Genomic DNA, 24,075 nt, shown 5'->3' with positions numbered 1-24,075 from the left:
AAGGAGGAAGCTATTTTGGTTATTACTATTCTCACGATCCTTTATTTCATCAATGCACTAATTGCTTTAGTAACTATTTTAATCAAACCTCGTGACGTAGCTGCAATCTGGGCGTGGTTGCTCGTACTATTTGCTCTTCCAGGTCTTGGATTTATCCTATATCTCTTCTTCGGTCGCGGATTGACTGATAAGAAAAAATTTTATTTGAGACAAAGCGACTTGAAAGAACTAGAAAATTTTCAAGATTTCAAAGGAGATACGATCGATCACTATGATCCCGTCATGGATAATGAAGAGCATCAACAATTTGTTGACTTCTTCTCTTCTTTGAATCGCATGCCATTAACCCGACGTAATTCCGTCACTTTATTAACAGATGGTCAACAAAAATTAACTTCTCTATTAAGTGATATTCGGCAGGCAAAGCATTCGATTCATATCGAATATTATGCATTCGTCACGGACAACATCGGACAACAAATCTTGACATTACTTGAAGAAAAAGCTGCTGAAGGGGTTGAAGTCCGCTTATTATATGATGCGTTTGGCTCACACGGCACTAAACCGAAAGACTTTAACCGTTTGATCCAAAATGGTGGTCACGTCCACACATTCGTCACGTCACAAAGAGCATTACTTCGATTCCGCTTAAATTATCACGACCATCGTAAAATCGTCGTGATCGATGGTAAAATCGGCTATACCGGTGGCTTTAACATCGCCAATCAATATGTCAATCCAACCAAAAAGTTTGGTTATTGGCGTGATACTCATATTCGAATCTATGGCGCTGCTGCTTCATTATTACAGCTACGTTTTCTAACGGATTGGAATGTTTCAGTACCCGAACAAAAGAAGGTTGCCTATCATCTTGATTACTTTTTTCAAAAAGAACTTGGGAAAGACGACAAGCATGAAAATACTTCGATTCAACTAGTATCAAGCGGTCCTAACAATGAACGTGAACAAATTAAATTATCCTTTATTAAATTGATCACAGCTGCTAAAAAACGGGTATGGATTCAAACACCTTACCTGGTTCCAGATGAAAGTGTGATCGCTGCCTTAAAAATTGCCGCTTCTTCTGGCGTAGAGGTCAAGATCATGATTCCTAATAAACCTGATCATCCGTTTATTTACCGAGCAACCCAATATTATGCACGTCAATTGATCAAAGAAAACGTTCAAATCTTGGTTTATGAGAATGGTTTTTTACATGCGAAAACATTGATCATGGATGATGAAATTTGTATGGTCGGCTCTGCCAATCAAGATGTTCGAAGTTATCGGTTGAACTTCGAAACCAGTGCTGTCATTTATGATCCAGCCTTTTTAACCCAGTTAGCAGATCAATTTTTACAAGATGAAAAACAATGTACACCGATGACCACGGAAACAGTCAAAGAAATGTCTGGCTGGTTGTTATTCAAACAACAAATTTCTCGTTTGTTTTCACCTATCTTATAAATCATACGCAGGAAAGACTTACAAAACATGAGAAACTAGTGTTTTTTCCTTGAGCCACAAAAAAAGCCAAGAGCTTCAGAAACATTTTTTGTTTCTGGATTTCTCGGCTTATTTCTTTATGTTTAACTATTGCTTATTAGGAAACGTCGAAAATTGCTAGCGGAAAAATGAAGTAAGTCTCTTATCAAAAAATGACTCTATCCAGGAGCTTTTACGATAGTCCATTCTAATTCAGATTGATATACCCCACTTTTCCCTCCTGGAGCAACTGTTAGTTGGAATTGATGATCTTGGTCTTGAGGTAAAGAATACTCCCTATCATTGATCTGTCTTAATGAAAGATTGACAGGTGTCGTTGAAATCACTGAACGGACCGAGTCATTTTGATAGGCTAACTGAGCCGCTAACTTTTGATCTCCATTACTAAACGGTTGAACTTGTTTAACGGTTAAATCCCAATCCTTTGGCTTGCCTGTTGTATCCTCTACTATCACATTCACTGCTTTTTGTGTCGTTGATTGGCTCGTTTGCCCTGTGATCACTAAATCTTGAAATAACATCTCTGGATCAATCTGTTTAAATGAAATCGTTCCTTGAACCAATTGGATAATCAATTTCTCCTTTTCAGAAACCTGTCCTTCCGCATCTTTTCCATAAATTTCTGCGTGGTTTTCTCCTAATTGGAGCTGATCTAGTGGGAGTTTTTGACAAAAATCTGTCCACGTATCTTTCTTTTCATTACTAATAGAATCTACTAAAACATTTTCCGTACCATTTAATTGATAGAAAAGACGGATACTCTCACTTTCTTTATCTTTCCATTGACCTTTGATCACTAGTGACTGATCGGTCGGTGAAACCGTGACTTCACTTGTGGGTTCTAATAGTTTGACCTCTGGTGGTGTGTCTGCTTGAACAAGTGATAGCACTGCATCATCTTCAGCTACTTGCGTGCCGTTAGTGATCTTAAGATGAACTGCATTATCTCCTAAATTCCCATGATTTTTCAAATCAACAGGAATTGAAAACGTCCCGTCTTCCTTAAAATCTGTTACTGATACTGGGATCGTTTGCCCATTGATCGTCAAGTCAGGAGAAAGATTGCTTTGATCGCCCACCCAATTTCCTGTCAATGTTGTTTGGTAGGACTGCTCATCTGAAACAGTGATTTGCTTATTTTTTGTTGCTTCATCAAAAGAAAGGCCTAGTTCTTGAATCTTTGGCGCTGATACTGTTAGGAAATTATCCCAGTCAATCGTAGCTGTCTGACTATCGAAAATAGCTGTATGAAAAGTAAATTTACTTTTCGTTAGTGCTTCTTTTGTGATCTCCGCTTGGTAAGATAATGACACTTTATCCCCTTGATGAAGCAATAATTTTTGTAAGGAATATTGATCGTCGTAGTTTCCATCTGTAAAACCTGAGTCAGAGATTTGGGTCATCCTACCGTTATATGTGATATCGTCTGAATATAATATTTTTACATTCGTATTAAAATACCACAACATCGTTGATTGCAACTGTGTATTGCTATCAATAAAGGCACCTGTTTGATTTTTCCCATTCATTGGCTGATAAGTAAAGGCTGGATCCCCGAATAATTTTAGCCCTTGAGTTTCTTCGGGATATAAAATCACGACAGAAGACTGCTTGTACACATCTGGCAGAATTCCTTCGTCCTGTTTTTCTAAAGTCGTCGTGACAGTAATTTTATCGCCTACAGCTGTGTAATTAGGTGCATGATCTTTTGTATAAGAAATGGTTGCTTTTACATGCCCATCAAAAATGAGTCCTTCCGTCTTTTCTGGATAAGTAACATCCGCTAACACCGAAGTAGTAGAAAAGAAAAGAGTGATCAAAAAACAAAAAAAGAATAAAAAGATAAAGAGCTCTTGTCTTAATTGTTTTTTTGCATCCATTTGACTAGCTCACCTACCTTTTTGCTTTCAGTAATTTCCAACTTAAAAATAAAATGATCAGCACAAGAAATAGTCCAATTCCGATAATGAGGGATAAATAAGGGATTCCCTTTTCATTTGTCACAGCATCATGATTTAGTTTATTTGCTTTATCAGCTTTAATTGTCAAATCAGAGGTCATATGCCAGCGATGAGTGGTTCCTTGCTCTTTTGCATCAATGGTCACTGTATAGTTACCTGCAGCGATTTTGTCTTTGTTCAAACCGATCGGAAAATCAAAATTTGTATTGGGTGCGATCGACAAATTCTCCTTTTTCGTTTCATACAGTATCTCATTACTGTCTTTTTTCGTCACTTTAGCATCAAATGCCACCTTACTAATGATCGTAGCTGTCGGATTTTGGATATTTGCAAAGATTGTCGTATACGAGTTTTGTAATCCTACGTTGACTTTTTTTAATTTTAAGTCAGGAGTCACTTTAACCAAACTATTTTGTAATTTAACGCCAATGACATAGGCATATTTATTACGGATCGCCGTTCCTTTTGCTTTTTGGCTAATGTCATCCTTCTTACTAACGTGAATCCCGCCAAGAACGATCCCCTTAAAAGCAGTTTTTGGCATGGTGATCTGGAATTGAACATCCTCAGCTTTTCCCGCAGGTAATTCTACTTCTTGTGTTTTGGGTTTTACTAGTTGATTCAACTCGTATTTGGCTGACGGATCTTTTTTAAATTCATTTTTTCCATAATCGATCACACCATTGCTATTGGTTGCAGCATTATTCACGTTCACAAGAAAAGCAGCTTTTTCTTTCCCAGTATTCGCTAGATGGATCTTAATTGTTTTTTGTTGATTGGGCTGAAGGTGTAAATCAAAATACGAAAGATTCTTGTCAACTTGGAAATCTGGAATATCCGCGCTAACGCTATATGCTGATTCATTTGAATCAGCATAGACGGACATTGGCAACATAGTCACCCATAATCCAAGAACCAAAACAATCAATGCTCGTAGTTTATTCATCTTACTCCTCTTTCTATTCCGTTGGGCCTGCCGTCAATGTCCAGGTAATCGTAGCCGTATATTCTTTTGCTTGTGCCGATCCTGAAGGAACCGCTAACTGCACATTTGCATTGTCTCCTTGTGTTCCATTAAAGACATCTACCCAAGTGCCTTCTCCAGCTAAACTATCTGCTGTCATGACCGTTTGTGCTTCTGTATTGGCAAAAACGACATCATTCGTCACTGGCTTTTTACTGATATTATCTGAATTAGTAGCTGCTTCACCATTTTTAAATGAAAGAATGGCTCCTTTTAATTCTGAGTTGTCACTAGCTGTAAATTTTGAGGCTGAGGCTGTCAAAACCCAACCACCTTCTACACCACGCTTATCCGTTACTTGGACATAAGGGGAAGCATTGACTGCATGATATACTTGTCCAGTCGTAGCAATATCTTTGGTACCAAATGTAATATTCGAAACATAATCGATCGATAATGGACCATTGTCTCCTGTTCCATGGTTATCTGGATCATCTGGATCAATCGGATTATTTGGATCAACTGGCGTATCCGGATCGTTAGGATTGACTGGTGTGACCGGATCGGTATTGGTTCCATCAAAAGTGATCTTTGCAGTAGAAGTAGTTGAATCATCAATCGTTTCGTCTGCTTTCACCATCGTAGATAATAAAATAGTAGAAAATAATGAGGCCGTTGCTAGCGTATAAAGTACTTGTTTTTTCATTGTTATTCCATTTCTCCTTTAATTAAAACTATGCTGGTGCATCAGTTAATGTCCAAACTAAAGTGGCCGTGTAGGCTCCTGCCAAATTCCCTGAAGGAACTTTTAACTTCACTTGAGACGTTGTCATTTCATCTGCCCAAGTACCCAGACCAGTATCTTTCACTGCTGACATGATATTTTGGGCATCATCATTGACGGTGATTTCATTTGTAGCAGGCGCAGCGGATTGACTATCTGCGACAGTTTTAGTTTGCCCAACTGGTAGCGTGAGTTCTGCCCCTTTTAATGTTTGATCAGCTGAAGAAAAACCAGATTGTGCTGGATCATAGCTTACTTGCAGATTCCAACCAGCCCCTGTTCCTCGTAAATCTGAGATTTGAGCTTCGACCATGTTAGCTGGTGCTGTTGCTTGGTAAGTCTCTGTCTTCCCAGAAATCATTTGAGTCCCAAAATCAATATTTGAGATATAGTCAATACGCAAATCACCTGTGTTACCAGTAGGTTGATTCGATGATGGGTTATCATCTGGATCAAGAGGGTCAATCGGCCCTACTGGATGATCAGGATCTTGTTTCGTCAAGCCGATTTTTGCTGTACTTTTTCCACTTAAATCATCGGCATGTACGGTTAAAGTCCCCATTAAAAAACTTGTACTGAGTAATACAGTCGTTAAGATTATTTTTTTCACTGTTGTTCCTTCTTTCTTTTCCTGAACAGTTGCCATAGACCTATCACTAAAGTAAGAAAACCCAGCCATTCTAAAAAGAACGAGGATCGGTCATTTGTCTGTGGAAATCGTGTTTTTTCTTCTTTTTTTGTTACCTGATTTTTTTCAGATGCAGAAAATAGAGTACTTGGGTCTTTTGGAAGCTCCCCTTTAAAGGTGATCCCCACCTGACTTTTTTCACTTGAAGCAAATACTTCATCATTTAAAACGGATAATTGGACCGATAAAAAAATCAAAACATACAAAACAATCTTTTGAAATGTCTTCACATGTATTTTGCATCTCCCCTTTTTAAATAGTTATTAAATGACAGATAGGATCGATTTTTCGTTCATGACTAGTTAGAACACTCAAAAACAAAAAATAGGTCTATATCTTTTCAAACCAGAATCATACACGCTTCCTCTTTTCCCAGCAACGTAATAAATGTATGCCATACAATTTTCAATGAGAGTTTTTTGAGGTTTTTGAATTTTTTTTAACTAGTTAAACTAAACTAGCTGAGACTAGGTCATTCATGAAACAAAATAAGCCGAAGAGCCCCAAAGTTAAACTACTTTTGGCTCTTCGACTTTCTTCTCAAATATAGATACTTTTCTTTCAGTATAAAAATTATGAAATGAAGATTTATTGAATTTTATTGAATATGGAAGAAGCAGTTTGCTCTAATACGTTGTTTAACGAATGTAACTTTTCTTTTCCAATGGTTTGAAACCATTCTACTGCAGCTTCGTTGCCTTCTTTCACAAATGGTGGCACTCCTTCTGCCCAAGTAGCTCGTCCACATAATACTCCATTGAAATCAGAACCTGCTTCATGAGCAAATCGTAATGTTTGCTGAAATAATTCTGTGCTAACTCCTGCACTCAAAAAGATAAACGGACGTTCAGTTGCAGCGCTTTGTGCTAGAAAGAATGCTTTAGCTTCTTCTCTTGAATACACAGCTTCTTTCCCAAAGCCTTCGACAAAGTTCATATTGACAGGAACTTCTACTTTTAATACATCTACATGATATCGCTCTTTTGAAAATTCCCGCATCGCTTCAATTACTTTTTGCGGTTTTATTTTTGCATATTCTTTTGTCGTTGTATCAGAGTGAATTGCATCGTACGAAATGATTTCTAAAAAAAATGGTAGTTCTTCTGCAAGACATTCTGAGCCGATTCTTTCGATATAGGCTTTCTTTTGTTCATTGATTTCTTCGTTTTCATCCACATCGTAATACAATAAAAATTTGCAGGCATCTGCCCCCACCTCTTTTAATCTTTTTACAGACCAAGTATTCAAACTATCTGGTAACCGTCCTGGCAGCGAACTATCATAACCGGTTTTTTCATAAGCTAATAATAGTCCTGTATTATGGGCACGATCTTTCGCTGCTGGTAATCCATACTCCGGATCTAACAAAATAGCTGAGGCATAAGGTGTTAATTCCTTTGAAACGATTTCTTTAAAACCAACTATATCGCGATCGTTTGTTTCTCTGTATTGACCAATTAGTTTCTTCAATGCGCCCCGTTGATCAATTGCTAAGGCACCGATCCTTCCATTTTCATCAACTATATTTTTTAAATGGTTTCGTTTCCCTTGACTGATCTTTTTCATTTAAGCTACCTCGTCTATCTGATTATTTAGTAATTTGGCTATTTCATCTGCTGAACTGGCTTCTTTTAAACTAGCTCTTATATCATCACGCATCAATAAACGTGCCACTGTTGACAATAACTTTAAATGCGCGTCATCAGCTTGTGTATTGGGAACAAACAAAGCAATAATAAATTGGATTGGCTGACCATCCAAACTTTGCCACACTACTTTTTCTTTTAGTTTTAAAATAATCGCTGCCGGGTGATGAATCGCTGAAGCTTTCGCATGAGGAATCGCAAAACCGTCCATCATTCCAGTAGTACCTTCATTTTCTCTTTCAATTAACTTTTCCAATACTTCTTTTTGATTGTCTGCAATAGTCAAATCAACGGTTTTCTTAGCTAAAAACTCAAAAATATCATTTTGAGTTTGACCTATTTGATTTAAAAATATATTTTGCTCTTGGATAAAGCCCATTTTATTATCTCCTAGTCTATTGATTTAACCATGATTTTATTTTTCATAGTTACAGTTCTTTTTTGCAAAAATCCTAATAAAAAGCCGCCAATTAAAGAGCCAGTTAAAATAGCGATCAGCCATTTCACCCCATGTGTAACAACAGGTAATACTAAAAATCCACCATGAGGAGCAGGGACTTGTACCCCGAAAATATAGGTTAAAACTGCAGCAATCGAGGATCCAAACATCATGATTGGCAAAACCTTCAATGGGTCTTTGGCAGCAAAAGGAATAGCGCCTTCGGTAATATGTGTCGAACCTAGAATAAAGTTCACTAAACCAGCGTTTCGATCATTTGTCGCAAAATATTTACCAAAAAACAATGTCGCAAAACCGGTAATTAACGGTGGGGCAATACAAGCAGCAGAAACTCCTGCCATAAAGGTTGTATTTCCTTGCGCTAGCAAAGCGGTCCCAGTGACATACGCTGCTTTGTTGATTGGTCCGCCCATATCAAATGCACACATACATCCCACAATGATTCCTAAAACAAGTGGACTAGAATGTTGAAAACTAGCTAACCAATTCATCATTCCTTCATTGATCATTTTCATTGGTTCTGCTAAAAGGGCCATAATTGTCCCAATCGTCGCTACACCAATCACGGGATAAAGAAAAATTGCTTTCAATCCATCTAATGACTTTGGCAAGTTTTTTAATAGTTTTTGCAAAAGTAGAATAAAGTAACCTGCTAAAAAGCCTGATAAAATCCCCCCTAAAAAGCCTGTTCCTCCTGCATTTGCTACCAAGCCGCCTACTAAACCGACTACTAAACCTGGTCGTTTGGCAATTCCTTCTGCAATATAAGCTGATAAGATAGGAACCATCATCCCCATCGCTGCATCTCCGACACTTTTCAGCATTGCAGCAGTTGCATTGTATTGGGCATTTGTCGGATCAAAGGAATAAATGCCCCACACAGCAAAAGAGATAGCAATTAAAACACCACCGGCTACAACAAATGGCAGCATATGTGAAACACCATTCATTAAATTCTTATAAACACTGTGTCCCAGTGAATTAGCGGAACGCTGGTCCACATCTTCAATCGTATCGGCTATTTGAGACTTTGTTACAATTGAGCCTTTACCAGCTAGTGCCTCTTCAATCAAGCGATCTGCTTCTTTAATCCCCACACTAACAGAAACATCAATGATTCGTTTCCCCGCAAATCGTTCTGGCTGAACATCTTTATCTGCTGCAACAATTACCGCATCAGCTTCTTGAATCTCTTCATGTGACAGTTCATTCTCTACTCCTATTTGTCCGTGCGTTTCAACCTTGATCGTAATACCTTTTCGTTTGGCTGCTTGTTCTAATGCTTCTTGTGCCATATACGTATGGGCAATTCCTGTTGGGCAACCAGTGGCTGCAATCAGTTGATACTTCGTCATACTTTCTCCCCCTCTTCTTGAATCACATTGATTTGTGTCATTAATTCCTCAACATCCGAAAAATCGGTTAACCCTTTACGAAAAGCCGTAGAACTCCCAGCTGTGAGCCCTTCTTTCAATGACTCTTGAATTGTTTTTTGTTTCAACCACCCAGCTAAAAATGCCCCCAGTAAACTGTCACCCGCACATGCGGTATTCACTACTATTCCTTTTGGCGAATTACCGAATAATACTTGTTCTTTATTCAGAAATAAAGCGCCTTCACTGCCAAGTGAAATTAACACATTTTGAGCTCCTCTTCTTAACAACTCTTTTCCATAAAAAATATACGCTTCTTTGGTATTCCTCTCTGTCTGGAACCATATTCGCAATTCTTCTTCGTTTGGCTTTAACAAAAACGGTTGGTATGGTAAACAATCCAATATTTCGGAGTAGCTGCTGTCAATAATCAAAAAGACTTTATTCTTTTGACAAATGCGACTGATTTCGACTAAAACTGCTGGAGAAACACCTTGAGGCAAGCTTCCTGAAACACAAAGATAATCGCCCATTTTAAGATTCTCAATTTTCTTTAAAAATTGCATCACTTGGTTTTTCGTTAATTCTGGGCCTTTGTTTACCAGTTTGTATTCTGCATTTTCTTGTTTTACCTGAGTAAATACATTGATCCTAGTCATCCCAGGAACTTCTAAAAAGTCCGTTTTGATACTTCTTTCTTTTAAAAAATCTTCGATATATTGTCCAGTAAAACCTGCTTTAATCCCCATTGCTGTACTTTCGATACCTAACATTTTTAAAATCAGCGACACATTGACACCTTTACCATTCGCTTGAATATCATCTTGATTCGTGCGATTTACAACAAAAGGATTTAATTGATCCGTTTCAATAAATAAATCAATTGCTAGATTTAACGTACACGTATAAACGGCCAATTGACTCCCTCCCTTCTTTCCTTTATTATGAAGCAGAGCCTATTGTAAATGTTTTCATAATCAAACATATTCAATGAAAACTTTTACAAATAGCAGAAAACATTTGTTTTTATTCTTTTCTACAGAAAAAGTGCCACAATTTCTTTCTATTCTATACATCAAGCGAGGGATCATACATGGAAAACAAGCTAAGTGAGTCTGAACAATATTTGTGGCGTTTTATTGAGGCACATATTTTAGATATTCCTGATTATTCGATCATCAAACTGAGTGAATTAGCTAATGTGTCAACGGCAACCATCGTTCGAACTATGAAAAAGAAAGGTTATGAAGGTTTTACTTCTTTCAAACACCATTTAAAAGAAAAGGGAAATCAAACGATCAACTTTTCTACTTTAGAAAAAGTGGATCGAGGGATTCGGAAAGCTATTTTAAAAAATGAAGAAGAAGTAACACGTACAATCAATATGATTGAAATCGGCAACATTGAGGATGCCATCCAAAAAATCAAAGTTGCACGTCGGATCATTATTTTTGCGCGTGGCTTTTCAGAATTAATCGCCCAAGAAATGATGGTTAAATTTCAACTTGCAGGCAAATACTGTGAGCTTCACACTGATCCTGAAATCATCAAAAATATCAGTAAAACGTTACATAAAGAAGATATTGCTATTTTTGTTTCTTTAAATGGCGAAACAAGCGAATTAGTAGTTGCTGCTCAAAATTGTTATAACGCAGAGATTGGGACGGTACTCTTAACCGCGAATCAATACTCTAGTATGATGCAATTTATTGAAATCGCTTTTGTTGGGTTTAAATCAGAGGGTTCATTTTTTCCTGATTACGAAGTAAGATCCAGACTCCCATTGTCGATATTAGCGCGTATTTTATTAGATGCATACGCATTGAGAACAAGCGAGTAAAAGAGAACATGGATCGTTTACTTTCATACTCTATGAACTTATTTTTTTGAATAAAACAAACGAAAGACAGTGGAGTGATCATCAATGAATGATCCTCCTCTGTCTTTCTCGGTTACTTTAACCAGCTATTTTTATGATTTACTTATACTTTTTTGAAAAATTACAAAAACAGCAAAAAACGATTCTTTTAGATACCTATTGATTCTTCTTTGAAGAACAATTTTTCGCTGCCAGTTGTTTTTCTGCTGCCCAATGATTGATGGGTCCATACTTGTGACCGACAATGATTTCTTCACCAATTGCAATATTGACATAGTCTTTTGCCGTTCGGATTGCTTCTTCTACTGTTTTTCCTTTTGCTAATTCTGCAGCAATGCAAGCCGACAATGTGTCTCCTGTACCGTTGATTCGATCTGTCGGATAAAAGACTGCACTTAACCAAAATGATCGTCCAGATTCCAGCAACACATAATCTCTTACTTCTTCTTGATTACTTTCTTTCGTATGAAATCCTTTGATCATCACATTTTTGGCACCCATTGCTTGTAAGTCAACAGCGGCCTGAACATAATCTTCATCTGTCGTTAAGGTTCGTCCAGTTAATTTCTCTGCTTCATAGAAATTCGGCGTCAAGACAGTCGCTAACGGTACTAGTTTTTCTTTCAGACTACTTAAAGCAGCTTCTTCTAATAATAGATTTCCATGCTTCGTCACGATTACCGGGTCGACCACTAAAGGACCGAAGTTATACTGTTGATAATTTTTAACTACTGTTTCAATCAATTCTGCATCAGCTAGCATACCTGTTTTAGCCGCTCTTATTTGATAGTCTTCAGCGATCAAAGAAAATTCTTTATCAATGAACGCACTTGGTAAGGTCACACTTGCTCCGATCCCATAAGAATTTCCTGCCACACAAGCCGTCATAACTGATACACCATAGACGCCACGGGTAAAGAAAGTATGCATATCTGCTTGCATTCCTGCACTTCCATCACTGTCTGATCCCGCGATCGTCATGACTTGTACATATTGGTCGTTCATACGCTTCATTCCCTTTTTTATTTTTCCAACTCATTCCCTATTCTACACAACTATACCACTTCTTACTTTAAGGAATCAAATCGTATATAAATAGGCATTTCCATCCACTAATCATTTGCTGATTAGTAAAAAAGGGAAAGCAAAAAGAAAAAAGCATGACAAAAAACCGAAGAATACTGACATAAAAGAGATGATGCTCAGCTTCTTCGGCTTACTTTTTTATTTGCTTCTTCAGTGTACTGCTCAGTTCTAGCATCCTCTCACTAACTAGCGAGTGACGTTATTTTACTACCAACACATTGCACGGTGCATGTGTGACTACATAAGAAGTAGTTGACCCAACTAAGACACGTTCCACGGCATTCAATCCTGTAGCCCCCATAACAATCAAATCAATTTTTTCCTTTGATTCATTGAAATTTGCAATCAATGTTTTCGGATATCCATACAAAATATACGTCTCGATATCTGTTAGTCCCTTTTCAATTGCTAAGTTGCGATGCTCTTTCATTTGGTTTTCTGCAACTTCATCTAATTCCTCTTGTAAGTTCGTTGTAACAAATGCAAAATCACCGAAATAGTTACCCGTTACTTCGTTTACGTACAAAATGTGTAGCTTTGCCTGATTTCTTTTTGCAATTGTAACTGCTTCAGAAAAGGCTTTTTCTGCTTTTTCTGATCCATCAATTGCTACTAATATATTTTTATAGGTGTCTGCCATTGAAACCGCCTCCTTTACAATCAGTGTAGCACGATTATTTTAAGGGAACAACTAATTTACTAGCACTGACCAAACTTAGCGATTCGCTTGTCTTTGAACTTGTTCATGCGGTTTTCTTTCATTAGAGCTGTGACCTTCTTGGCTTGCTTTTTCTTTTATCTGAGTCATACGCAGTTTTTTTTCTAGCAGCTTCATTTGTCCTAAATTACTTTTCGATTCAAAATAATCCCTGGCAGGAAATAACTTCTTCTTTTCGTTCGTCTCTGTTAAAACCATATCATTATTTAACTTCTCATGCTTGGTCACTATTGACTCTAATGATATTTCAGTCTGTCTTTCCTTATTCACTGGTTCTTTTTCTTGAAGTTCTTTAGGTAATACTCTTTCTAAATTTGAAGCGATACCTGTATAAAAATCCGTTATTTTTTGTGCTTTACCCCGTAATCTCCATTGATCAAAATTACCACACGCTTGAAAAGAGTATAATTTAGGTCTATAAATTGGGTTTAAATTTATATTCTTGAACCCAACATAATCGACGAGGATCGCTCGTAAATTTTCACAGCACCAAGCTGGATTTTCTTGATACAAATCATAGATTTGTTTTTCTACTGTCATTTGACTTCTTACTTGCGGGGCATGTTTTCGTGCAAACTTCCTAATGTTAGTATTTCTTATAGCGAACTCATTATCGACAATTTCACGAAATTCTTTTGAAGAAGTTAGCGAAACAAAAGGAAGTCTGTCCTGACATTTTTTCAGTAATTTTTTCCCTATTTCAGGTTGTTCCTTTATTAAATTTAGAATAATTGGATAATTCGAAAGATGATCCCTAAACTTTTCTTCTACACTTTTATCGGAGTCATCCTTGTTAATCTTGACTACTGATTGTTCGATTGCTGCTATTAATTCTTCTTTTACTATATTATTTTCCGCTTTGTCGGTTGGAATATTCTCTATTAGAATTCCTTTTCGTTCCATATGTTTTTCAATTACTTTTGCAATTGTTTTAAGTATTGATATATGATTATTATCGTTTACTATAGGACCTTCATCAAAAGTGTCTATCCACTTTTGCATTTGCCCGTATGTAAAATGGATACCCGCTTCCTCTAATCTTTCTCTTGTTATTTGATATTCTTTATCTATTTCCTCCAAATTCCTAATTTTAGGAGGCAAAATTTGTTTAACTATTTCTGGAAAGTAATAAACAAGTTTTTGCTGCTCTAATGTTTCTTTCATTTCATCCATCAATGAAAATAAGAATCTATCATTTTCTTGTTTTACATTTTTATTTGTTGAGGGGGCCTTCCATTTAGTCTGATCTAGTTGATTTATAGGAGCTACAGAATCAATTTTCTGATAAAATTCAGAGCGATTTTCATCAGTCAATGATGAATCAACATGTTGTAGGACAAACTCTTTAATTGGTGTAAAGGACGTTTGACGATAAACTGCTACGAGTGGATCAATCTCTTGTTTGTTTTGGTTTACTACTCGCTCCAATTCTAAAGCTATTTGAAGATTGATTTCTTCTGCAACTGCACGGATAACTTCTTTTTCAGTAATCAATTTGTTTAGCTTTTCTTTTTCAGTTACTGTTAAATAATCCCTCAAACAGCTAGAAATTTTCCCTTTAAAAGATAAGTCTGTTTTTTTAAGACAAACATCTACATAAGCTTTTAATTCAAGTTTTGATAAGTTATCCTTCTGTAAGAATAATGGAAGAAACGGGTCGTTTTTTAGGTAAGCGTAAAACTTTTTCCTTTCCTCCAAACTTAAATTTGGTTTCATTACTGTTTGAATCGCTGCTTCTCTTTGCATATCTGTATCTAAATTTTCAGCTAGTTCTTTTATAAATTTCTGTAATTGTTTATTTTTCGTAACAGAATCAACATTAGCCTGTCCTATATGTATTTCTTTACGCTTATCTTTTTGAAAGTTAAAGACACCATTCCTTACTAATTCTTTCAGTTGGGTATCATTCTCAATCTGCTGCTGCTTCTTTTCAGTTTCCAAAATATTTTTTTGCTGCGCCATGTCGAGCTTTTGATTATAAATTTCTATTATTTGTTTGGCTCTTCTTTGACTTTCCTCATTAGGAGATATTAGAATATCTTTCGCTTTTTCATTGATACCAGTTGATGCCAAATATTGGATTAAATCTGCACAAAACGGGAGGTCTTGCTTACCTAGCTCATAAATTTGTTCAGATAACTCTGTATCTTCCCCTAAATCTTCTCTTGCAAGTTGATGTGCTGAATTTTTAAAATGAGCAACGACGGTTGGCGTTGTCTTTGCAAAATCTTTCAACGGAACTGCCGGAGCAATTTTTTGATAGTATGTAAGTAGTTCTTTGATTTCAGGGTCTTTTTCTGCAAGGTCTAAAATTTCTTTATCCGTTTTCGATTGACTTGCTTTCACTTCTTGGCTAAATCGTTCTAATCTTTTCTCTATTCTCTTCTTTACAGCGATAAATAAAGGCTCAATTTCGGCTACAGATTGCCATGTAGGTAATAAAATGATTCGGCTAATAAAACCGGTAATATTCGATTGTTTCTGTTTATTAAGTTCTAATACTGACTGCCAGTTTCTTCCCTTTTCTTCATCATACAGTACCCACTTATCCTTTAATTTATTTAAAGCCTTATTTTTTTTTGGTAGAGATAAAATGTGTTTCCCATTATGAGATGTTTTTTTGACTGAACTATATATATTTTCAAAATGACTGTCCATATATCTATATTTATCATCAGCATCAAAATGAGAAATTAGAGCAAGAAAAACTTGTAATTCTTCCTTGACACTTTTTGGTTCATCGTTTTTTTTGCTTTCTATTTCTTCGGTAGACTTCTGGACATAAACCATCCTCTCAGCTAGAGAAGACAGATTGTGCTCTCTCAATCTTCCTATGTCTTCAAGGCTGATTTTTGTTCGATAGTTCTCCCCATTTTTTTGTTGAGAATGACGTTGTCTTTGAATAAAAGAGTCAACTTCAAAGGTTAATTTACTAGATTTGCTTAGTTCATAAAGTGCAATACGTTTTTTAAATTCTAAATGTTTTTCAGCATCTAAAGACAACTGTGCTTGATTTTTGATGAACTGCTGAGTATCAACTGAATTCACTTTTTCATACATCTCCGTAAAGAAGCCGATTGATACTCCTATGTCATATCTTAATCTTTCATATGCGCTTGGGCCTATTTCGTTAACTATTGTTAGAAGTTGTTTTTTTTCTAAAATCAATTCATCAATATCGATTTGGTTTGGGGTTGCGACATTTTTTTTCAAGTTTTTTATTGTTTCTAAATCACTTGGTATTTCTTTAGCTTCAAGGTAGGCTAGATAATAAATGATCATTTCACTTTTTGATGATACTTCATGGTCAATAAAATACCGTAGTACTTCATCTTTAAAGTCAACTGTCGGTAAAGTAAAGTCCGTTTTTCTACTTTCCTCTTGGAGTTGGTTGTTTATATCAAATGCTAGGTAATTACTTTCAGTCAAATATTTTTGAGCTTCTTCTTTAATCATTTCTCGAGCTAGTATCGAATCACTGTTATTATATATCGCTCTGAAATAATCATCTGTTCCCCTTTTTTTCCCTTGTTGGATTTTTTCAAGTTCGAACACAATATCGCTTTCTAAGTATTTTGCCAGCAATAATAATTGTCTTTTCTCTGAGTATAGCGTTATCACTTCTTTTTTTTCTTTATCCGTTAAATCTTTAGTCAAAACTTTTTCAAAAATCATTTGGATATTATTCGGTAATTTTTGTGCATCAAGATACGCCAAGTAAAAAGCCCGAACTTCATTAGCAGATAAGTCTTCCCTCTTAAGAAAACGACTTAGTCCATTTTCTTGAAAATCTACATTTGGTTGTGTGACTGATTTTTTTCTAAATTCATCTTGAAATTGGGTATGAATTTCAAATTCAACATACTTACTTTCCGTTAGGTATTTTTTGGCTTGTTCTTTGATTTTTTCTTGATGCTTTTTCGAATCGGTCTTTTTATACACCGCTAAGGCCACTAAAAAATAATCATCTGTTACCTGTTTTTTGCCTTGTTGGATTGCTTCAAGTTCATATACAGTCTTTCTATCTAATTCTTTTGTCAGTAGTAACAATTGTCTTTTCTCAGGAACAAGCTCTAACGCTTGTGCTTTTTCAGCAGAAGTTAGCTCGTTCAATAAGAGGTATTTCAAAGTATCTTTTAGAGAATTTGGTAATGTCGTCTCTTCAAGATAAGCCAAATAATACGCTCGTTCCTCGTAAGCCCTTCTGCTTTTTCCATCCACGAGTAGATGGAGACTTTCTTGTAAACGATCATTTTCATTCCATTTTCCCTGAGATCGTTGTTGTCTTGTCCTGAGCATAAAATCCAAATAATCAAATGTAGTTAAATACTGTTTTGCATAGCCATCAATGATATATCGTTTTTCTTCAATCGTTGTATGTAAGTAGATATGTGTGAATAGATCTGTTGATGCTTTTCTAAATCCTTTTCGGATTTCTTTCAATGCTAATAAGTAGTATGGTTCTACCTCGTTTGTCAGAAATAATTCAATTTGTTCCTGTTCTTTTTTAATTGGCAAATAACTATAGTCAGGATCTGTGGCAGGATTTTTCTTAAGATAGGGGTTAACGGTTGTCTCCATAAACGTATTAAAGTTTGGATGGTTATCAGAAAAAACATGGGGCTCCACCATTCTTTTGAATAAATCATTTTTCAATTGTGTCGAGGATAATTTCCGTTTTAAAATCAAACTAGCTCGGACTACATCATCCATTTGATTCCCCCATTTTCTTTTTGTACTACTAGAAGGAGACACCAAATCAATAAATAGTTGTTCGATATTATTCATTGATTTAACTATTTTTTCATTCTCGAATGGATGTAAATAATGATAAATTTCCGTGGATTCACTTAGTTCGCTATCATCTAATGAATAACTAGCATAAAATTGCTCTTTAAACTTTTTTTCCTTTTTATCTTTGATATCGTTTATCAACTCTTGAAAAGCCACACAAACTTTCGCCTTTTCTTCTAAAGAAAATAATTTTTTTTTAAGGAACAACTCCCTAAAGTTTTGTCTTGTTCCATAGTCAGCCTTAGCGATTAACTGTGTAACCTCTTGCCAGTCTAAAAATATATTTTTTTGATTTTCTGGCAATCGTTTCAATATACTTTTTTCTAAAATTTCTTTTTTATTCTGAAAAACATGTCCATATAGTACATCTTTTTCATCCCATAATTTATTCAATAAATAAACACTATCCGCCAATAAATTGGGATTGTTGTATAGGTTAATTGTGATCCACTCTTCATTTTCTTTACAAGATACTTCATTTCCTCTAATCTTCATATATTCTTTCTCATAAAAGTCTCTTTCCATTTGCATTTCTCCGTTCTTCATTAATATACTTAGTTTTTTAGGGAACAACTAATTTACTAGCAATGACAAAACTCAGCGATTCGCTTGTCTTTGAACTTGTTCATGCGTTTTTCTCTCATTAGAGCTGTAACCTTCTAGTCTTACTTTTTCTATCTGAGTCATACGCAGCTTTTTTTCTAGCGACTTCATTTGCTCTACATTACTTTCTGATTCGGATTGACCAAGAAAAGGATATAGTCTCTTCTTTTCGTTCGTCTCTGTTACATCCATATCATTATTTAACTTCTCATGCTTGCTCACTATTGATTCTAATGATATTTCAGTTTGACTTTCCTTATTCGCTGATTCTTTTATCTGAGTCAAACGCAGTTTTTTGTCTAACGGCTCCATTTGTCCTAAATTACTTTTCGATTCAAAATGATTTGTGGCAGGAAATAACCTCTTCTTTTCTCTCGCCTCTGTTAAAGCCATATCATTATTTAACTTCTCTTGGTCGCTTACTATTGACTCAAATGATATTTCAGTTTGGCTTTCCTTATTCGTTGATTCTTTTTTTTGAAGTTCCTTAGGCAATACTTTTTTTAAATCTAAAGAGATATCTATATAAAAATCGGTTATTTTTTTGGCTTTATTTAGTAATCTCTGCTGACTAAAACTCCTATCCACTTGAAAAGAGTATAATTCAGGTCTATATATTGGGTTTAAATTTTTCTTCTTGAACCCAGCATAATTGACGAGGATCACTCGTAAATTTTCACAACACCAGAATGGATTTTCTTGATACAACTTATAAATTTTTCTTTCTTCAAACAATCGTGCTCTTTTTTCTCTCGCATATTCTAATGCAAAACGTCTAATCCCGGTATGTTTTTTGAGGAACTCTCTATTTATCATCTGAAGAAATTCTTTTGAAGAAGGTAGCGAAATAAAAGGAAGTCTGTTCTGACATTTTTTCAATAATTTTCCCCCTATTTCGGGTTCTTTCCTTACTAAATGGTTGAAGATTGGCTGAGTCGAAAGATGATTTATAAACTGCTCTTCTATACTGATCCTAGGGTCATTCTTATTAATCTTAGCTACTGATTGTTCGATTTCTTTTTTCAGTCTTTCTTTTATGCTATTTTTTTCTTCTTTTTCGGTGGGGATATTTTCTATTAGAGTTCCTTTTCGTTCCATATGTTTTTCAATTACTTTTGCGATTGTTTGAAGTATGGATATTTGAATATTATCGGTTACTATCGGGCCTTTTTTATATGTAGCTTCCCAATTTTTCATTTGCTCGTCTGTAAAATGGATACCTAATTTTTCCAAACTTTCTCTCGTTACTTGATGAGAATTAAATTCTCCGACTATTTCAGGAAAGTAATAGGCGATTTTTTGTTGTTCTAATGTTTCTTTCATTTCATTAATTAGTGAAAGAAAGCCTATTTTAGTTTCTTGTCCTAATTCCTCTTTGTTTGTTAAGTGTGCCCCAAAATTAGTCTGATCTAGATGCTTTATAGAAGCTACAGAATCAATTTTCTGATAAAATTCAGAGCGATTTTTTTCAGTTAGTGATGAATCAACTTGTTGTAGGACAAACTCTTTAATCGCTGTAAAGGTTGTTTGACGATAAACAGTTACGAGTGGATCAATCTCTTGTTTGTTTTGGTTTACTACTTGCTCCAATTCCAATGCTGTTTGATGATCGATTTCTTCTGCAACTGCACGGATAACTTCTTTTTCAGTAATCAATTTGTTTAGCTTTTCTTTTTCAGCTACTGTTAAATAATCCCTCAAACAGCCAGAAATTTTCCCTTTAAAAGATAAGTCTGTTTTTTTAAGACAAACATCTACATAAGCTTTTAATTCAAGTTTTGATAAGTTATCCTTCTGTAAAAATAATGGAAGAAACGGGTCGTTTTTTAGGTAAGCGTAAAACTCTTCCCTTTCCTCCAAACTTAAATTTGGTTTCATTACTGTTTGAATCGCTGCTTCTCTTTGCATATCTGTATCTAACTTTTCAGCTAGTTCATTTATAAATTGCTGTAATCGAGCGTTGCCCGAAACAGAATCAACATTAGCCTGTCCTATATGTATTTCTTTCCCATCACCCTTTTGATAATTAAAAACGCCATGTCTTACTAATTCTTTCAGTTGGGTGTCACTCGCAATCTGCTTTTCTTTCCTTTCCTTTTGTAAAACTTTTTTCGATTGCTTAGTTTGCTGTGGCTTTATGAACTTTTGATGATAATTTTCTATTATATATTCGGCTCTTTCTTGACTTTCCTTATCAAAAGATTTCGGAATACCTTTCGCTTTCTCATTATTGTCAGTTGACAGCAGATACCTAATTACATCTACACAAAACGGTAGGTCTCGCTTTCCCAGTTCATAAATTTGTTGAGATAATTCCGCATCTTTTCCAAAGCATTCTCTTGCAAGTTGATGTGCTGAATTGTTAAAATGATCAACGACGGTTGGCGTCGCCTTTGCAAAATCTTTCAACGGAACTGCCGGAGCAATTTTTTGATAGTATGTAAGTAGTTCTTTGACTTTAGGGTCTTTTTCTGCGAGCGCTAAAATTTCTTCATCCGTTTTCAGTTGACTTGCTTCCACCTCTTGGCTAAATCGTTCTAATTTTTTCTCTATTCTCTTCTTTACAGCGAGAAATAAAGGATCAATTTCAGCTACAAATTGCCATTCAGGCAATAAAATGAATTGTTTAATTATTTTGATATACTTCGATTGTTTCTTGTCATTCAGATCTAACACGAACAGCCAGTTACTTCTATTTTCTTCAATAAATGGTACCCTCAGATGTTTCAATTTATTAAACGTTCTAACTGATTGTGGTATAGAATAAACTTGGTTCCTCCGATGAGCATAATGTCTGACGTACCTGAATATATCTTTCAAATTACTATCTATAAATGTATATGAATCATTACTATCAAAACGAGAAATTAAAGTAATGAAATCTTTTAATTCTTCCTTGACAGTTTTTTGTTCATCGTTTTTTTTGCTTTCTATTCCTTCGGTAGATTTCTGATCTAAAACCATCGTCTTAGCTAGAAAAGACAGGTTTTGCTTCCTCAATTCTTCTATGTCTTGGAGACTGACTTTCGTTCGATGGTTCTCCCCATTTTTTTGTTGATAATGACGTTGCAGTCCAATAAAAGAAGCAACTTCAGAGGTTAGTTCGTCAGACTTGCTTAATTCATAAAGTGCAATGCGTTTTTTAAATTCTAAATGTTTTTCAGCATCTAAAAACAATTGTGCTTGCTTTTTGATAAACTGATGATGCTCATTAGACTTCACATTTCCATACATCTCCGTAAAGACACCGATTGATATTCCTGCATTAGTTCTTAATCTTTCATATACACTTGGATCTATTTTGTTAGCTATTGATAAAAGTTGTTTTTTTTCTAAAACCAAATCCTCGACATCGATTTGACTTGGAGTTACGACAGCTTTTTTTAAATTTATTATTGTTTCTAAACCACTGGGTATTTCTTTAAATTCAAGATAGGCTAGACAATAAATAATCAGTTCATTTTTGGATAATACTTCATGGTCAACAAAATAACGTAGCGCTTCATCTTTAAAGTCCACTGTTGGTAAAGTCAAATCCATTTTTCTACTTTCCTCTTGGAGTTGGATGTTTATGTCAAATTCCAGATAATTACTTTCAGTCAAATATTTTTTAGCTTGCTCTTTAATCATTTCTTGAGCCAATATCGAGTCACTTTTTATATATATCCCTAGAAAATAATCATCTGTTCCCTTTTTTTTACCTTGTTGGATTGCTTCAAGTTCTAATACAATGTCGCTTCCTAAGTATTTCCCCAACAGTAACAATTGTTTTTTTTCTAAAGATTGCGTTATCACTTCATTTTTTTCTTTATCCGTTAAATCTTTAGTTAAGTGTTCTTCAATAATTACTTGGATATCATTCGGAAATTTTTGTGCATCTATATACGCCAAGTAAAAAGCTCGAATGTCATTAGCAGATAAGTCTTCCCTCTCAATAAATCGTCTGAATACTTTTTCTACATTCGGTTGTGTAACTGATTTTCTTCTAAATTCTTCTTGAAAATAGGTATAAATTTCAAATTCAACATACTTACTTTCAGTTAAGTGTTTTTTAGCTTGTTCTGTGATAATTTCTTGAACCTTTTTCGAATTGGTTTTTTCATATAACTCTAAGAAATAAGCGTACGTCACCTTTTTTTTGCCTTGTTGGATTGCTTCAAATTCATATACAGTCTCTATATCTATTTCTTTTGCCAACAGCAACAATTGTCTTTTCTCAGGAGCAAGCTCTATCACTTGTCTGTATTCACCAGAAAATAGCTCGTTCAATAAAAGGTATTTCAAAGTATCTTTTAGAGACTTTGGTAATGTCGTCTCTTCAAGATAAGCTAAATAATACGCTCGTTCCTCGTAAGCCGTTCTGCTTTTTCCATCTAGGAGTAGATGGAAATTTTCTTGTAAAGAATTGTTTTTATTCCATTTTTTCTGAATATGTTGTTGTCTTATCCTGAACATAAAATCCAAATAATCAAATTTAGTTAAATACTGTTTTGCATACCCATCAATGATATCTCTTTTCTCTTCAATCGTTGTCTGTAAGTAGATATGTGTGAATAGCTCTGTTGATGCTTTTCTAAATCCTTTTCGGACTTCTTTCAATGCTAATAAGTAGTATGGTTCTATCTCGTTTGTCAGGGATAATTCAACTTGTTCCTGTTCGTTTTCACTTGGAAAACGACTATAGTCAGGATCTGTGGCAGGATTTTTCTTAAGATAGGGGTTAACGATTGTCTCCATAAACGTATCAAACTCGGGTTGTTCATAGGAAAAAACCTGAGGTTCCACCATTCTTTTGAGTAAATCATTTTTCAATTGTGTCGAGGATAATTTCCGTTTTAAAATCAAAGTGGCTCTGACTACATCATACATTTTACGTCTTTTGTCTGTACTACTGGAAGGAGATACCAAATCAATAAATAGTTGTTCGATATTGTTCATTGATTTGGCTATTTTCTCATTCTCGAATGGATATAGATAATGATAAACTTCTATGGATTCACTTAGTTCGTTATCATTTAATGAATAATTAGCATAAAATTGCTCTTTAAACTTTTTTTCCTTTTTATCTTTGATATCGTTTATCAACTCTTGAAACAGCACACAAACTTTCGCCTTTTCTTCTAAAGAAAATAATCTTTTCTTATGGAACACCTCCATAAGTTTTTGTCGTGTTGTAAGATTGCCTTCAGAGATTGCTTGGGTGACTTCTTGCCAATCTAAAAAAATTTTTTTCTGATCTCCTACCAATCGTTCTGATATACTTGTTTTTAAAATTTCTTTTTTCTCCTCCGTATCCTTTCGAGGTAGTACATCTTGTTCATCTAATAATTTATTCAATAAATAAATACTATCCGCCAATAAGTTGGGATTACTGTCTAGGTTAATTGTGATCCACTCTTCATTTTCTTTACAAGTTACTTTACTTCCTTTAATCTGCATATAGTCTTTCTTATAAGAGTCTCTTCCCATTTGTTTTGCTCCTTTTATTCAGAATTTGCCCTCATTATGTTTTTATCTATCTGATTTTCTATTAATCAATAGATTGACTGGCTTTTTCTTCAAGTTAGATGGCAATCAGGAAGAATACTGAACTCAAGAAACATGATTTCCGAA

Annotated in this window: 15 protein-coding genes; 2 read left to right on the top strand and 13 right to left on the bottom strand. The window is 35.1% G+C overall.

Annotated features, from left to right (window positions below; translation table 11 throughout):
• Nucleotides 1-15: 15 nt before the first annotated feature.
• On the top strand, nt 16-1,467 hold the full coding sequence (gene cls / locus IGK81_RS04555) for a cardiolipin synthase (protein ID WP_010737327.1): 1,452 nt from the start codon (nt 16-18) through the stop codon (nt 1,465-1,467).
• Between the two features lie 197 nt (nt 1,468-1,664).
• Here the strand turns inward: cls and IGK81_RS04550 are convergent, their stop codons facing one another.
• The 9 genes from IGK81_RS04550 to pfkB all read right to left on the bottom strand — a co-directional run bounded on the left by IGK81_RS04550 (nt 1,665) and on the right by pfkB (nt 10,299).
• Nucleotides 1,665-3,386, bottom strand: a complete 1,722-nt coding sequence (locus IGK81_RS04550) for a hypothetical protein (RefSeq protein ID WP_034700233.1) — start codon at nt 3,384-3,386, stop codon at nt 1,665-1,667.
• A gap of 13 nt (nt 3,387-3,399) precedes the next feature.
• The gene (locus IGK81_RS04545) at nt 3,400-4,413 is read right to left on the bottom strand and encodes a DUF916 and DUF3324 domain-containing protein (RefSeq protein WP_010737325.1); all 1,014 of its coding nucleotides are present in this window, start codon (nt 4,411-4,413) and stop codon (nt 3,400-3,402) included.
• Between the two features lie 13 nt (nt 4,414-4,426).
• Nucleotides 4,427-5,137 (bottom strand): WxL domain-containing protein, encoded by a 711-nt coding sequence (locus IGK81_RS04540; protein WP_010737324.1) that lies wholly within the window; start codon nt 5,135-5,137, stop codon nt 4,427-4,429.
• 28 nt (nt 5,138-5,165) lie between these two features.
• Nucleotides 5,166-5,825, bottom strand: coding sequence for a WxL domain-containing protein (locus IGK81_RS04535; RefSeq protein WP_034700230.1), 660 nt, complete (start codon nt 5,823-5,825; stop codon nt 5,166-5,168).
• Nucleotides 5,822-6,133 (bottom strand): LPXTG cell wall anchor domain-containing protein, encoded by a 312-nt coding sequence (locus tag IGK81_RS04530; RefSeq protein ID WP_010737322.1) that lies wholly within the window; start codon nt 6,131-6,133, stop codon nt 5,822-5,824. The genes IGK81_RS04535 and IGK81_RS04530 overlap by 4 nt, the downstream gene beginning before the upstream one ends.
• 358 nt (nt 6,134-6,491) lie before the next feature.
• Entirely contained in the window at nt 6,492-7,469 is a 978-nt protein-coding gene (gene lacD, locus IGK81_RS04525) for a tagatose-bisphosphate aldolase (protein ID WP_034700228.1), read from the bottom strand.
• Complete coding sequence (locus IGK81_RS04520) at nt 7,470-7,928, bottom strand: fructose PTS transporter subunit IIA (protein ID WP_034700226.1); 459 nt, start codon at nt 7,926-7,928, stop codon at nt 7,470-7,472.
• Nucleotides 7,929-7,939: 11 nt separating this feature from the next.
• Nucleotides 7,940-9,364, bottom strand: a complete 1,425-nt coding sequence (locus IGK81_RS04515) for a PTS fructose transporter subunit IIC (RefSeq protein ID WP_034700224.1) — start codon at nt 9,362-9,364, stop codon at nt 7,940-7,942.
• Entirely contained in the window at nt 9,361-10,299 is a 939-nt protein-coding gene (pfkB, locus tag IGK81_RS04510; protein ID WP_034700222.1) for a 1-phosphofructokinase, read from the bottom strand. Before pfkB ends, IGK81_RS04515 begins: the two co-directional genes overlap by 4 nt.
• Nucleotides 10,300-10,475: 176 nt before the next feature.
• Here pfkB and IGK81_RS04505 point away from each other — a divergent pair, with 176 nt between their 5' ends.
• Nucleotides 10,476-11,222: a MurR/RpiR family transcriptional regulator gene (locus IGK81_RS04505; RefSeq protein ID WP_034700219.1), complete on the top strand. Its 747-nt coding sequence runs from the start codon at nt 10,476-10,478 to the stop codon at nt 11,220-11,222.
• 195 nt (nt 11,223-11,417) lie between these two features.
• Here the strand turns inward: IGK81_RS04505 and thiD are convergent, their stop codons facing one another.
• The 4 genes from thiD to IGK81_RS04485 all read right to left on the bottom strand — a co-directional run bounded on the left by thiD (nt 11,418) and on the right by IGK81_RS04485 (nt 23,931).
• Nucleotides 11,418-12,266, bottom strand: a complete 849-nt coding sequence (gene thiD, locus IGK81_RS04500; protein ID WP_034700216.1) for a bifunctional hydroxymethylpyrimidine kinase/phosphomethylpyrimidine kinase — start codon at nt 12,264-12,266, stop codon at nt 11,418-11,420.
• 280 nt (nt 12,267-12,546) lie between these two features.
• On the bottom strand, nt 12,547-12,987 hold the full coding sequence (locus IGK81_RS04495; protein WP_010719609.1) for a universal stress protein: 441 nt from the start codon (nt 12,985-12,987) through the stop codon (nt 12,547-12,549).
• Nucleotides 12,988-13,062: 75 nt separating this feature from the next.
• Nucleotides 13,063-18,384: a hypothetical protein gene (locus tag IGK81_RS04490; protein WP_141639401.1), complete on the bottom strand. Its 5,322-nt coding sequence runs from the start codon at nt 18,382-18,384 to the stop codon at nt 13,063-13,065.
• A 72-nt stretch (nt 18,385-18,456) separates the two neighbouring features.
• Nucleotides 18,457-23,931 carry a hypothetical protein gene (locus tag IGK81_RS04485; protein WP_034700212.1) on the bottom strand — a complete coding sequence of 1,825 codons (5,475 nt, stop codon included), beginning with the start codon at nt 23,929-23,931 and terminating at the stop codon, nt 18,457-18,459.
• Between the last annotated feature and the right edge of the window lie 144 nt (nt 23,932-24,075).

The organism is Enterococcus sp. DIV0703 (genome assembly GCF_051711065.1).
Taxonomy (GTDB): Bacteria; Bacillota; Bacilli; order Lactobacillales; family Enterococcaceae; genus Enterococcus_B; species Enterococcus_B hirae.
The sequence above is the reverse complement of the archived record's forward strand: the minus strand, read 5'-3'. Positions and strand labels throughout refer to the sequence as shown.